Here is a 13,655-nt window from a genome sequence, read left to right as displayed (position 1 = left end):
CCCAAGGTTGTGGGGGAGTGGAGTGGGGAAAATGGGCAAAAGGGTAGACTCCACCGGAGATAGGGCTGCCTTCGGCTGCCTGATGAAAGTGATCAACGAAATTGGAAGGACGTAGAACGAACGTGCTGCGCACTCACCTCGCGGGCGACCTCCGCAAAGAAACCGCTGGCCAGACTGTCACCCTCACTGGTTGGGTGGCCCGTCGCCGCGACCATGGAGGCGTGATCTTCATCGACCTGCGCGACCGCTCCGGACTGGCCCAGGTCGTCTTCCGTGAGTCCGACGTCGCCGAGCGCGCCCATGACCTGCGCTCGGAGTACTGCGTCCGCGTTACCGGCGTCGTGGAGCCCCGCCCGGAGGGGTCGGAAAACCCGAACCTCGCTTCCGGTGACATCGAGCTCAACGTCACCGAGCTGGAGGTTCTCAACGAGTCTGCTCCGCTACCTTTCCAGATCGATGACAGCTCCCAGTCCGGCGGCGAGGTCGGTGAAGAAGCGCGCCTGCGCTACCGCTACCTCGACCTACGTCGTCAGCGCCAAGCCCAGGCCCTGCGCCTGCGCTCGGCCGCGAACCGTGCAGCGCGGGAGGTTCTTGATGCGCACGACTTCGCAGAGATTGAAACCCCGACGCTGACCCGTTCCACCCCCGAGGGCGCCCGCGACTTCGTCGTGCCGGCGCGCCTCAAGCCGGGTAGCTTCTACGCCTTGCCGCAGTCCCCACAGCTGTTCAAGCAGCTGCTCATGGTCGCGGGCATGGAGCGTTATTACCAGATTGCTCGTTGCTACCGCGATGAGGATTTCCGCGCCGACCGCCAGCCGGAATTCACCCAGCTTGACGTCGAGATGAGCTTCGTCGACCAGGACGATGTTATTGCCCTGGCCGAGGAAATCCTCGTGTCCCTGTGGAAGCTCATCGGCTACGAGATCTCCACCCCGATCCCACGCATGACCTACGCCGAAGCTATGCGCCGATACGGCTCGGATAAGCCGGACCTGCGCTTTGATATCGAGATCACGGAGTGCACCGAGTTCTTTAAGGACACCTCCTTCCGCGTCTTCAAGAACGACTACGTCGGTGCTGTCGTCATGGAGGGCGGTGCCTCCCAGCCGCGACGCCAGCTCGATGCCTGGCAGGAGTGGGCCAAGCAGCGCGGCGCCAAAGGTCTCGCCTACATTCTCGTCGGTGAAGACGGAGAGTTGTCTGGCCCCGTGGCTAAAAACATCACCGAGGCCGAGCGCGCCGGTATTGCCGCCCACGTGGGAGCCAAGCCGGGCGACTGCATCTTCTTCGCTGCCGGGGAAACCAAGTCCTCCCGTGCACTCCTCGGTGCCGCTCGCGGCGAGATCGCCAACAAGCTAGGCCTGATCAAGGAGGGCGACTGGGCCTTCACCTGGGTCGTTGACGCCCCCATGTTTGAACCCGCAGCTGAGGCAACCGCTTCCGGTGACGTCGCCCTGGGCCACTCCAAGTGGACCGCCGTGCACCACGCCTTCACCTCCCCGAAGCCGGAGTGGCTCGACAGCTTTGATAGCAACCCGGGCGAGGCCACCGCCTACGCCTACGACATCGTGTGCAACGGCAACGAGATCGGCGGCGGCTCCATCCGTATCCACCAGCGTGCTGTTCAGGAGCGCGTATTCGAGGTCATGGGTATTTCCAACGAGGAAGCTCAGGAAAAGTTCGGCTTCCTGCTCGACGCCTTCGCCTTCGGCGCCCCGCCTCACGGCGGCATCGCTTTTGGCTGGGACCGCATCGTCTCCCTGCTCGGCGGCTTCGACTCCATTCGCGACGTCATTGCCTTCCCGAAGTCGGGCGGCGGAGTTGACCCGCTGACCGAGGCCCCGGCCCCGATTTCTGCGCAGCAGCGCAAGGAAACCGGTATCGACGCTAAGCCTGCCAAGCCCGAATAAGGATCACTCTGAGGGACCATGAACTTGCTCAACCAGGACGCTATCGTCGCCGTCGCCCAGGACACCCTGTCCCAGCGCTTCGGTGGAAATCAGCTGTTGTCGGATGTCACACAGCTCAGCGGCTCTGGCAACGCCTTGGTCCTTCGCGCTCGGGTAGCGCCCTCGCCGTTCCTGCAGCAACGATCGGTGATTTTGAAGTACTCCCCGCACTCCGGGGACGCGCTCAATGATGCCGCTCTCATTCGGGAGATCGTCTCCTACCAATTCACCACGTCGTTGAGTGAATCCGTTCGCCCCGGTCCGGTCCTGCTGGCCTACGACGTGGACCAGCGGATCATCGTCCTCAGTGACTCCGGTGACGGGGACACGTTCGCCGATCTGCTCCAGACAGAGGATGCGGAACGTCGAGTGCACATCCTGCGGAATCTCGGTACCGCGCTGGGACGCATGCACGCTGGTACCGCCGAGCATGAACAAGATTTTGACATCTTGCTTTCGCGGATGCTGCGCACTCACTCCGGTTCGCAGGAGATTCAACAGCTGCGGAGCGTGGCCTTCGGTCAGGCGATCCAGGTGGGAGAGGAGCTATTACGTAGCGCCGGATTCGAGATCCCGGAACTGGTCAGCGAGTTTTCCACTGAGGCGCGCCACCGCCTCAAAGTAGCGCGGCATCGCGCGTTTTCGCCCTTCGATTTGTCCCCAGACAACATCATCGTGGCGAACAAGACCCACTTCCTGGACTACGAGTGGGCGGGCTTCCGCGACGTCAGTTTTGACCTGGCGTGCGTCATTGCCGGATTCCCGCAGTTCATCTTCACCCATCCGATCACCGACGACGAAGCCGATGTCTTCGTCGATTCCTGGGTGCACGAGGTCGGCGCCTTGTGGCCGAACTTCACCGATGAAGATAACCTCCACAAGCGAATCACCGGCGCGTTGTTGGGCTGGGCGCTGTCAAGCGTGGCGCTCATGCACTTCGGTTCGCTCTCGGAGGCCGTTCATACCTTGCACGAGGAGGGCGATGATTTCGATCCCACCCGAGTCGCGGCGGATACCCGCCTGCTGCGGCCTGCGGATCACGGTCCCTTCACCCGAGAAGAGATCATCTTCCGCCGGGATATGTATGAGACCTTTGAAGCCCTGGCTCGGTACTCGGCCCGTGGCGCCGACCCTTCTTTTGGCGTGATCGCGAAGTTTGCCAAGGAACTCGCCGATCGCCTGGCTGAGCCCCGCTTGCAGGCCTATTAATCGTGGCTCAGGACGCGCTGTTCGGTCAGGAACCCAGCGGGGTAGAAGGGGCCAACTTCTTCCACGCCGGGGATCATTCGCCGCTGGCGGCGCGCATGCGGCCGCGCACCCTGGACGAGGTCGTCGGCCAGGAGCACCTCCTCGGTGAGGGCCGCCCCCTGCGACGCCTCGTTGAGGGCTCCGGGCACGCCTCGGTCATCCTCTACGGCCCGCCTGGCACCGGTAAGACGACCATCGCGTCGCTCGTATCCACTGCCACCGACCGGAACTTCGTGGGCCTATCTGCGCTCAACTCCGGAGTCAAGGAAGTCCGCGAGGTCATCACCAAAGCCCGCCGAGACTTAGTGCACGGGGAACGCACCGTCCTGTTCATCGACGAGGTGCATCGCTTCTCCAAGACCCAGCAGGATGCGTTGCTGTCGGCAGTGGAAAACCGCACTGTCTTGCTGGTGGCCGCGACGACGGAAAATCCGTCGTTTTCCGTAGTCGCGCCGCTGCTGTCGCGTTCGTTGTTGCTGCAGCTCAACCCGCTTGACGACGCCGCCGTGGCCGACGTCATCACCCGCGCCATCAACGACGAGCGCGGTCTGGGCGGCCGCGTCACCATCGACGAGAAGGCACTCGAACAGCTGGTGTTGTTGGCGGGCGGCGACGCCCGCCGGGCCCTGACCTACCTGGAGGCGGCCGCGGAGGCGGTGGCCGACGGGGCGTCGATAGGCGTCGACGTGATCAAAGACAACGTCAATCGGGCGGTGGTGCGCTACGACCGCGACGGCGACCAGCATTATGACGTCATCAGCGCGTTCATCAAGTCGCTGCGGGGATCGGATGTCGATGCCGCACTGCACTACCTGGCTCGGATGCTCGAGGCGGGCGAGGACCCACGCTTCGTGGCCCGACGACTCGTCATCCTCGCCTCCGAGGACATCGGCATGGCCGATCCCACTGCCTTACAAACAGCCGTTGCCGCCGCGCAGGCGGTCCAACTCATCGGCATGCCGGAAGCACAACTGACGTTGGCTCAAGCGGTGGTGCATCTGGCAACTGCCCCGAAATCGAATGCCGTCTATGAGGCGATCAGTTCCGCCCAGGCGGATGTGCGGGCGGGCAAGATCGGGCACGTGCCTTCCCACCTGCGAGATGGCCACTACGAAGGTGCGAAAAAGCTGGGACATGCGGTGGGCTACGTCTATCCCCACGATGATCCGCGCGGCGTCGTCAAGCAGCAGTATCTGCCGGATGAGCTGGTAGAAGCCATGTACTACCGGCCGAAGGAGCACGGTTCGGAGAAGAGGATCGCCGATTACATCGGTAGGCTGCGGAGGATCGTGCGAGGCCGAGAGTAGGGCCTTATGAAAAGGGGGTAAGGTAGGACGCTGTTATAGCACCACCAGCGATACCTTTGAAAGGACCCCCTGACGTGCAGACTCATGAGATCCGGGAGCGTTTCACCCAACACTTCGTCGACGCTGGCCACGAGGCCGTCCCGAGCGCGTCGCTCATCTTGGAGGATCCGGACCTTCTGTTCGTCAACGCGGGCATGGTGCCCTTCAAGCCTTACTTCCTTGGCCAGCAGAATCCGCCGTTCCCCAACGGCACCGCTACCTCGATCCAGAAGTGCGTGCGCACCCTCGACATCGACGAGGTGGGCATCACCACCCGCCACAACACCTTCTTCCAGATGGCCGGTAACTTCTCCTTCGGCCAGTACTTCAAGGAAGGTGCCATCACGCACGCCTGGGAGCTGCTGACCAACCCCCTGTCTGAGGGCGGTTATGGGCTCGACCCGGAACGACTGTGGGTCACCGTCTACCTCGACGACGATGAGGCCGCCGAGATCTGGGAGAAGAAGATCGGCGTGCCCGCCGAGCGCATCCAGCGCCTTGGTATGGCCGACAACTACTGGTCGATGGGCGTGCCCGGGCCGTGTGGCCCGTGCTCGGAGATCTACTACGACCGCGGCCCCGAGCACGGGAAGGAAGGCGGCCCGGCCGCCGACGACACCCGCTACCTAGAGATCTGGAACCTCGTCTTCATGGAGAAGATCCGCGGCGAGGGTACCGGCAAGGATTCCTTCGAGATTCTCGGTGATCTGCCGAAGAAGAACATCGACACGGGCCTGGGCGTCGAGCGCGTCGCCCTGCTGCTCCAGGACGTGGAGAACGTCTACGAGACCGATCTGCTGCGCCCGGTAATCGACGTCGCTGAGGAGATCACCGGCGCCAAATACCAGGGCGACGGCCCCGATGCCATCCGCTTCCGAGTCATCGCTGACCACTCGCGCACCGGCATGATGCTCATCCTCGACGGCGTGACCCCCTCCAACGAGGGCCGCGGCTACATCCTCCGTCGCCTCCTGCGTCGCATCGTCCGCTCGGCCCGCCTGCTCGGTGCCACCGGGGAGACCCTCGAGCGTTTCATGAACACCATCATGGACACGATGACCCCGTCCTACCCGGAGATTGCCGACAACCGCGACCGCATCGTGCGCACCGCCGTCGCCGAGGAAAAGGCCTTCCTCAAGACCTTGGAGTCCGGAACCCAGCGTTTCGACGAAGCAGCCTCCCGACTCGTCGAGTCGGGGACGAAGCTGTTCTCCGGCGAGGATGCTTTCTCGTTGCACGACACCTACGGCTTCCCGATCGACCTGACGCTGGAGATGGCCGCCGAGGCTGGCCTCGAGGTCGACGTGGCCGGCTTTGAGGCCGCCATGAGCGAGCAGCGGGCCCGTGCCAAGGCCGATAACCGCGCCAAGAAGCACGGCAACGCTGACCTGTCCGTGTACCGCGAATGGGTGGACAACAACCCGACCGAGTTCGTCGGGTTCTCCGAGCTGACCGCTGATGCCAAGGTGCTGGGTCTGGTCATCAATGGCCAGTCGGTCACGCACGCCACCCAGGGCGACGAGGTCGAGGTTATCCTCGACGTCTCCCCGCTGTACGCCGAGTCCGGTGGACAAACGGCCGACCGCGGCCGCCTCGTCGCCGGTGACACGATCCTGGAGGTCAATGACGTCCAGAAGATCGGCAAGAAGCTGTGGGTGCACAAGGCCACCGTCACCTCCGGCGGAATCGACCTCGGTCAGGCCGTGCGCGCCGAGGTGGATCCGCAGTGGCGCCACGGCGCCCGCCAGGCCCACACCGGCACGCACCTCATCCACGCTGCCCTGCGCCAGGTGCTCGGCCCCACCGCCGTCCAGGCTGGCTCGCTCAACCGACCCGGCTACCTCCGCTTCGACTTCAACTACACCGAGCAGCTCACCCCGTCGCAGCTCAGCGAGATCGCCACGATTACCAACCAGGCCGTGGACGCCGACTTGGCCGTCAACACCATCGAAACCTCGCTGGAGGAGGCCAAGAAGATGGGGGCCATGGCTCTATTCGGGGAGAACTACGGCTCGGAGGTTCGTGTCGTCGAAATCGGTGGGCCCTTCTCCATCGAGCTGTGCGGTGGTACTCACACCGAGCACACCTCGCAGATCGGCCCGGTCGCCGTGCTGGGCGAGTCCTCGGTGGGTTCCGGTGCCCGCCGCATCGAGGCCTACTCCGGTCTGGATTCCTTCCGCTACTTCTCTAAGGAAGCCGCGCTGGCCAACGGCCTCGCTGCCTCCCTCAAGGCTCCGACGGAGGAGCTCCCGGAGCGAGTCTCTCAGCTGACCGAAAAGCTCAAGGCCGCCGAAAAGCAGATCGCCGACCTCAACCGCCAGCAGCTGGCCTCCCGCACCGGGGAACTGGTGTCACAGGCTGAGACCGTCGGCAAGGTGACGGTGCTCCTGCAGCGCCTGCCCGACGGTGTTTCCGGTGGCGACCTGCGATCCATCGCCACGGATCTGCGCGGCCGCCTCTCCGGAAAGCCGGCCGTCATCGTCCTGGCCTCCGCCGATGGTGACAAGCTGCCGTTCATCGTTGGTGCTACCCAGGATGCCCTCGACCTAGGAGTCGAGTCCGGCGAGTTGGTCAAGCTGCTGTCCAGCTACGTCGACGGTCGCGGTGGCGGAAAGCCCGACATGGCTCAAGGCTCTGGCACGGACGTTGCGGGCCTCGACGTCGGATTTAATGCCGTGCGCGAAGAACTGGGGCGCTTGTAGGATCTGTAAGATCAGGCAAAGATCACGGATTGGTCACGAGACACGCCGGAGGTGTACCTCGCCAGGGCGAGTCTCGGGGCTACCGTGAACATGTGCCCGCGCCGTTGTCGACGAAAGGTCTCTGCCTGCTATGAAGGTCACTCCTGACACCCCGGGGCCGGATGACCCCGGGGAGGGTCGCCGAATCGGGCTCGACGTGGGCACGGTACGCATCGGCGTAGCAGTGTCCGACCGAGCTGCCGTGTTGGCCACTCCAGTGGAGACCGTCGCGCGGGAGACCGGGTTCAAGGACCGCGACAAGGGTGATATTGACCGATTGGTTGGCCTCATTGAGGAATACGGTGCCGTAGAGGTAGTCGTGGGATTGCCCCGCGACCTCAAAGGCTATGGCTCGGCGAGTGTCAAGCACGCCAAGGAAATCGCCTTTCGGATTAAACGTCGCCTACCAAATGTCCCCGTACGCATGGCCGATGAACGCCTCACTACCGTCGCCGCCACGGCAGCCCTGCGTGCCTCGGGAGTATCGGAAAAAGCCGGTCGAAAGGTGATCGATCAGGCTGCGGCCGTCGAGATCCTGCAGTCCTGGCTCGATGCCCGCGCCGCCACCTTTACCCAGGAGACTTCATGAGCAACAGCATTCCCGTCCGAGGCCAGGGAGGCCGTCGCATGGATCCCAAGTACGTCAAACGCCGCCAGCGAGGGGCGGCCGTGCTCATCGCCTCGCTCATTCTTATCATCGGAGCCGTGGTGTACATCGGTGTCCAGTTCTCCGGCGGATCCGGCGGCAAGCGCGATTTCGAGGGCACTGGCAATGGGACCTACCAATTGGTGGAGATCCCTGAAGGTTCGGCTGTGTCCCTGCTGGGGCCAGAGTTGGAAGAACGCGGCATCGTTAAATCGGATGGTGCCTTCCAAACCGCTGCTGCCAACAATCCCAACGCCGGCAGTATCCAGCCTGGGTTCTACCGCCTGCAGGAGGAAATGAGCGCCGCTTCGGCGGTGCAGGCGCTGCTCGACCCTGCCAACCAAGTTGAGATGCTGGACATTCACGGCGGCTCGACTCTGCTTGACGTCCGTGTCATCGCGGGGCAGACCCGCCAGGGTATCTACAGCCAGATTTCTAGCGTGACCTGCACCGAGGGCTCCACCAACTGCATCTCGGCCGCGGACCTCCAAAAGGCGGGTGCCACCGCCAGCCTGGACACTTTAGGAGTCCCTGATTGGGCCCGCGACGCCGTCACTGCCCGCGGCAATGATCCCAAGCGCCTCGAAGGCCTCATCGTTCCGGGTCGCTACATCGTCAACCCGCAGATGAACGCCGAAGAGATCCTCACCGACCTGGTCACCCGTTCGGCGAACCAGTTCAACGAGTCCGGGATCGTCGACCGTGCCGCTGCCCTCAACCTGACGCCCTATCAGCTGCTCATTGCGGCCTCGTTGGTCGAACGGGAGGCTCCAGCCGGCGACTTCGACAAGGTTGCCCGCGTCATCCTCAATCGTCTGGATGAGCCCATGCGGCTCGAGTTTGACTCCACCGTCAACTACGGGCTGGAGGACGTCGAGGTGGCCACCACCGACGAGGATCGTGCTCGCGTGACGCCGTGGAACAGCTACGCCATGGATGGCCTGCCGGCCACACCCATCGCTGCGGCCTCCATGGAGGCAATCTCCGCCATGGAAAACCCCGCCGACGGCAACTGGCTCTTCTTCGTCACCGTGGATCAGGACGGCACCACGCTGTTCAATGACACCTTCGAGGAGCACCTGCGCGACACCCAGCAAGCTCTCGAGTCTGGAGTTCTGGACACGAACCGATGAGTCAGCCGAAAACCCAGCGGGCTGCTGTGTTGGGCACTCCAATCGAGCATTCCCGCTCACCGATCCTCCACAACGCCGGTTACGCGGCCGCAGGCCTGCCGCACTGGGAATACTCCCGGATCGAGTGTGCGGCAGAAGATTTGCCGCGCATTGTCCGCGAGGCGGATGAGAGCTTTCGTGGCTTCTCCGTCACCATGCCCGCTAAGTTTGCGGCTCTGAAATTCGCCGATGAGGCAAGCGAGCGCGCGAGGGAGATCGGTTCGGCGAACACCCTGATCCGAACCGAGAACGGCTGGTTCGCCGACAACACCGACGTCGACGGCATCATCGGCGCCTTGTCGGAATTGGTGGGCTCCCGGCCGATCCGCCGTGCGCTCGTCATCGGTGGCGGCGGCACTGCTCGCCCAGCGTTGTGGGCGCTGCGCCAGGCGGGTGTAGAAGAAATCGACATAATTAACCGCACCGATCGCAGCGAGGAGCTTCGCACATTGCTGGGGGAGGTACCCTTCAGCATCAGTAGCTTTGACGCCGACCTCGCGGCGTTGTCCTTTGCCGCAGACGTCATCATTTCCACGGTCCCCCCGGCCGCAATTGAGGGCCACGAGTCCGCCCTCGCGCACGCCCCCATCCTCGACGTTATTTATGATCCCTGGCCTACCCCCCTCACCACCGCTGCGGCCGCGAACGGGTACGTGACCGTCGGTGGCGATGTCATGCTCGCCTACCAGGCCTTCGGGCAGTTCGAGCTCTTCACCGGCGTGGAGCCCCCGCGCGAGATCATGCGCCAAGCGCTCAAGGACTCGTTGCGCTAGTCTCTCGGGCATGTGGATGCTCGGGGGAGCTGTCATTATCGTCGTCGGTTGGGCGGTCGCCCTTTCGCTTATCGACGTCCGCGTCCTCCGCCTCCCCAATCATCTCACCGTTCCCGCCGCCTGCGGCGCCGTTGTCGGTGCCATCGGCACCGATCCGCTGTTGCTGGTGGGTGGGCTGGCGTGGGCGTTGCTTTACGTTGTGCTCGGCGGATTTGGGGGCGGGGACGTTAAGCTCGCTGTTTCCCTGGGCATTTTGGCCGCCTCGGGAGGGGCAGTCGCGTGGTTCGGCGCGGTTATTGGGGCGTCGCTGTTAACGGTGGCCCACGGGCTAGTGGTGGGGCAGCGCTCCCTGCCCCACGGTCCGGCCATGATCGTGGCGACTTTCGCTTCAATCGCCGCGGTGAGCGGGCTCTAACTCGAGTCCATCGCCGTCATGTCAGGGGTACATGACACAATGTGCGTATGCTTCGATGGACTACTGCAGGGGAATCACACGGTCAAGCATTGATTGCCCTGCTTGAACACATGCCCGCCGGCGTCCCTGTGACGCGCGAAGAGATCTCGGCTCAGCTGTCCCGCCGCCGCCTCGGCTATGGTCGCGGGGCGCGCATGAAGTTTGAGGCCGACGAGTTGACGCTGCTCACCGGCGTTCGGCACGGTCTCACCTTGGGCAGTCCCATCGCCATCATGATCGGCAACACGGAGTGGCCAAAGTGGACGACCATCATGTCGGCCGATCCGCTGGATCTGGACGATGAGGACGTCGCCAAGCAGATGACATCTGGCCGGGGGGCCAAGCTCACTCGCCCCCGCCCGGGCCACGCTGACTTCGCCGGGATGATCAAGTACGACCAGGATGAGGCTCGACCCATCCTGGAGCGTTCCTCCGCCCGGGAAACCGCGGCTCGGGTCGCCGCCGCCACTGTTGCCCGCAGCTTCCTGCGGGAGACCTTGGGAGTCGAGGTGCTCAGCCACGTGATTTGCATCGGCCGCTCCGAGGTCGTCGAAGGGGAGGAGCCGACCTTCGCCGATCTGGAGAAGATTGATGAGTCCCCGGTGCGCGCCTTTAGCCGAGTAGCCGAAGAGTCCATGATCTCCGAGATCGAGGCCGCGAAGAAGGCTGGTGACACCCTCGGCGGTGTCGTCGAAGTGATCGTCGAGGGCCTGCCGATCGGCCTCGGCTCGCACGTGTCGGGCGAGGACCGCCTCGACGCGCAGCTCGCCGCCGCCCTCATGGGAATCCAGGCCATCAAGGGTGTTGAGGTCGGAGACGGATTTGAGGAGGCTCGCCGCCGCGGCAGCGAGGCCCACGATGAAATGGTGCGCGGTTCTGATGGGATCGAGCGCCTGAGCAACCGGGCTGGCGGACTGGAAGGCGGTATGACCAACGGCCAGCCATTGCGTGTGCGGGCCGCTATGAAGCCCATCTCGACCGTGCCGCGGGCGCTGAAGACGGTGGATATGTCCGATGGCTCCGCCGCTACCGGCATTCACCAGCGTTCCGATGTTTGCGCTGTCCCAGCCGCCGGTGTGGTGGCAGAATCCATGGTGGCGCTCGTCCTGGCGCGGGCGGTGCTGGAAAAATTCGGCGGCGACTCGCTGGCAGAAACGAAGCGCAATGTCGACTCCTACTTGGCTTATGTCGGTCAGCGACTGGATTTCGGAGAGGCAGAGTGATGATCGGGCCGAAGGTCGTTCTCGTCGGTCCCCCCGGTGCCGGTAAGTCCACGATTGGTCGGCGCCTCGCACGGGCCCTCGCGCTTCCCCTCATCGACTCGGACCACCTCATTGAGATCGAGGCGGGAAAGACCTGCGGGGAAGTATTCTCCGACCTCGGGGAACCTGATTTCCGTACCCTCGAAGCCCGCCATGTGGCTGCGGCCCTGGACAGCAATGGTGTGGTGAGCCTCGGCGGGGGAGCGGTCCTCACAGATTCGACCCGACGCTTGCTGGCAGATCACGACGTGGTGTGGATCGACGTCTCCGCCGACGAAGGCGTTCGACGAACTGCCAATGAGACGTCCCGCCCGGTCTTGGCCGCCGATGACCCAGCCGCACACTACCGCCAGCTCCTGGACAGCCGCGCACCGTTCTACGACGAAGTCTCCGGATACCGCGTCCGCACCGACGGGCGTACCCCCCAACAGGTCGTGGCGGATATCCTCGGCTACCTAGACTCCCTGTGAAAGGACACCGACCCGCAGTGACCACCATCAAGGTAAATGGCCCCAGCCCCTACGAGGTCATCATCGATCACGGTCTGGACACCGCGATCGCTGAGCGCGTCGTGTCCACCGGGGCTGCCAAGGTGATGATCATTCATCAGCCGCCGCTCACCGAGCCCGCTTTCAGCTTGGGTGAAGCACTCACCGCCCGCGGAATCGAAGTCGTCGTGGCCGAGGTACCGGACGCCGAAGCCGGCAAGGTCCTCTCCGTCGCCGGGTCCCTATGGGATCGTTTGGGTGCAGAAGCTTTTGGTCGTGGCGACGCGATCATCGGTCTGGGCGGGGGAGCGGCGACCGACCTCGCGGGCTTCGTCGCCGCTGCCTGGATGCGCGGAATTAGGGTCATCCAGGTTCCCACCACTTTGCTGGCGATGGTGGACGCCGCGGTCGGCGGCAAGACCGGAATCAACACGGGGGCGGGAAAGAACCTCGTTGGCGCTTTCCACGAGCCGGATGCGGTGTTCATCGATCTCGATCGCCTGGTATCACTCCCCGCGGATGAGATCGTTGCCGGTTCCGCCGAGATCATCAAGACTGGCTTCATCGCAGACACCGCAATCCTCGATCTCTACGAGTCAGATCCCGTGGCGTGTTTGCGGGTCGACGGCCATCTCCCGGAACTTATAGCCCGTTCTGTCAGTGTGAAGGCCAACGTCGTGGGCCAGGATCTCAAAGAATCTGGACTGCGGGAAATCCTCAACTACGGCCACACTTTCGGCCACGCTGTCGAGCTGCGCGAAAACTACCACTGGCGCCACGGCAACGCCGTCGCCGTCGGCATGATGTTCATCGCCCACCTGTCCCAGCAGCAAAAGCTTATTGACGCCGAACTGGTCGCCCGCCACCGAACCATCCTGCAATCCGTCGGCTTGCCCGTGTCCTACGAGGGTGGACATTTCGAGGAGCTCTACTCCGGCATGACTCGGGACAAGAAAAACCGGGATGGACACATCCGTTTCGTTGCTCTGGATGGGCAGGCCGGTGCGACGACCCGGCTAGAGGGTCCGTCGGTGGAACAGCTGCAAGCGGCTTATGAGGCACTAGTGGAAGGTGGCGCACGATGAAAATCCTGGTTATCAACGGCCCTAATCTCAACCGCCTGGGCAAGCGCCAGCCGGAGGTGTACGGGACTACCACGTTGAGCGACGTCGAAAATTTCATCGCTGCCCGTGCTGAGTCTCTCGGCCTTGAGGTGGAATGCCGCCAGTCCAACCATGAGGGCGACCTCCTCGATTGGGCGCACGAGGCTGCTGATGAAGGTTGGGGAGTGATCATTAACCCCGGTGCCTTCACCCACACCTCGGTGGCCATACGTGATGCTCTCGCCGAGGTATCTGATGGCGCAGGCTTCGTCGAGGTGCACATTTCCAATGTCCACGCCCGCGAGGAATTCCGTCATCACAGCTATCTTTCTCCAATTGCCCGCGGCGTCATCGTCGGACTCGGTGTCCGCGGCTACCTCTTGGCCCTCGAGTCTTTCGCGGGCTAGCCGCAGACCGTGGCCGGGGACAGATACTCTGGTGAGACAACTGTTAGTTTTTGACCGGGAAGGGAC

Annotated in this window: 12 protein-coding genes; all 12 read left to right on the top strand. The window is 63.7% G+C overall.

Translation table 11 applies throughout. From position 1 onward, the window contains the following. The first annotated feature begins 122 nt into the window (after window positions 1–122). The 12 genes from aspS (at window position 123) to aroQ (ending at window position 13,589) form a co-directional block, all read left to right on the top strand. Window positions 123–1,910, top strand: a complete 1,788-nt coding sequence (aspS, locus tag CATRI_RS07130) for an aspartate--tRNA ligase (protein ID WP_290216116.1) — start codon at window positions 123–125, stop codon at window positions 1,908–1,910. A 24-nt stretch (window positions 1,911–1,934) separates the two neighbouring features. Next, window positions 1,935–3,158, top strand: a complete 1,224-nt coding sequence (locus tag CATRI_RS07125; protein ID WP_290221024.1) for a phosphotransferase family protein — start codon at window positions 1,935–1,937, stop codon at window positions 3,156–3,158. Window positions 3,159–3,160: 2 nt separating this feature from the next. After that, entirely contained in the window at window positions 3,161–4,504 is a 1,344-nt protein-coding gene (locus tag CATRI_RS07120; RefSeq protein ID WP_435384152.1) for a replication-associated recombination protein A, read from the top strand. 74 nt (window positions 4,505–4,578) lie between these two features. After that, window positions 4,579–7,245 (top strand): alanine--tRNA ligase, encoded by a 2,667-nt coding sequence (gene alaS / locus CATRI_RS07115; protein ID WP_290216114.1) that lies wholly within the window; start codon window positions 4,579–4,581, stop codon window positions 7,243–7,245. Between the two features lie 130 nt (window positions 7,246–7,375). Further along, entirely contained in the window at window positions 7,376–7,873 is a 498-nt protein-coding gene (gene ruvX, locus CATRI_RS07110; protein WP_290216113.1) for a Holliday junction resolvase RuvX, read from the top strand. Next, window positions 7,870–9,063 carry an endolytic transglycosylase MltG gene (gene mltG / locus CATRI_RS07105; RefSeq protein WP_290216111.1) on the top strand — a complete coding sequence of 398 codons (1,194 nt, stop codon included), beginning with the start codon at window positions 7,870–7,872 and terminating at the stop codon, window positions 9,061–9,063. Before ruvX ends, mltG begins: the two co-directional genes overlap by 4 nt. Further along, a complete protein-coding gene (locus tag CATRI_RS07100) occupies window positions 9,060–9,875 on the top strand; it encodes a shikimate dehydrogenase (RefSeq protein WP_290216109.1) in 816 nt (271 codons plus the stop codon). The genes mltG and CATRI_RS07100 overlap by 4 nt, the downstream gene beginning before the upstream one ends. Window positions 9,876–9,885: 10 nt before the next feature. Next, a complete protein-coding gene (locus CATRI_RS07095; RefSeq protein WP_290216107.1) occupies window positions 9,886–10,290 on the top strand; it encodes a prepilin peptidase in 405 nt (134 codons plus the stop codon). A 47-nt stretch (window positions 10,291–10,337) separates the two neighbouring features. Continuing rightward, complete coding sequence (aroC, locus tag CATRI_RS07090; protein ID WP_290216104.1) at window positions 10,338–11,552, top strand: chorismate synthase; 1,215 nt, start codon at window positions 10,338–10,340, stop codon at window positions 11,550–11,552. Continuing rightward, entirely contained in the window at window positions 11,552–12,061 is a 510-nt protein-coding gene (locus CATRI_RS07085; RefSeq protein WP_290216102.1) for a shikimate kinase, read from the top strand. Before aroC ends, CATRI_RS07085 begins: the two co-directional genes overlap by 1 nt. 17 nt (window positions 12,062–12,078) lie before the next feature. Continuing rightward, window positions 12,079–13,164, top strand: coding sequence for a 3-dehydroquinate synthase (aroB, locus tag CATRI_RS07080; protein ID WP_290216101.1), 1,086 nt, complete (start codon window positions 12,079–12,081; stop codon window positions 13,162–13,164). Further along, window positions 13,161–13,589, top strand: coding sequence for a type II 3-dehydroquinate dehydratase (gene aroQ, locus CATRI_RS07075; protein ID WP_290216099.1), 429 nt, complete (start codon window positions 13,161–13,163; stop codon window positions 13,587–13,589). Before aroB ends, aroQ begins: the two co-directional genes overlap by 4 nt. Window positions 13,590–13,655 lie beyond the last annotated feature (66 nt).

The sequence above is a fragment of the Corynebacterium atrinae genome, from assembly GCF_030408455.1.
GTDB classification, from domain to species: domain Bacteria; phylum Actinomycetota; class Actinomycetes; order Mycobacteriales; family Mycobacteriaceae; genus Corynebacterium; species Corynebacterium atrinae.
This window is presented reverse-complemented; position numbering and strand designations above follow the sequence as displayed.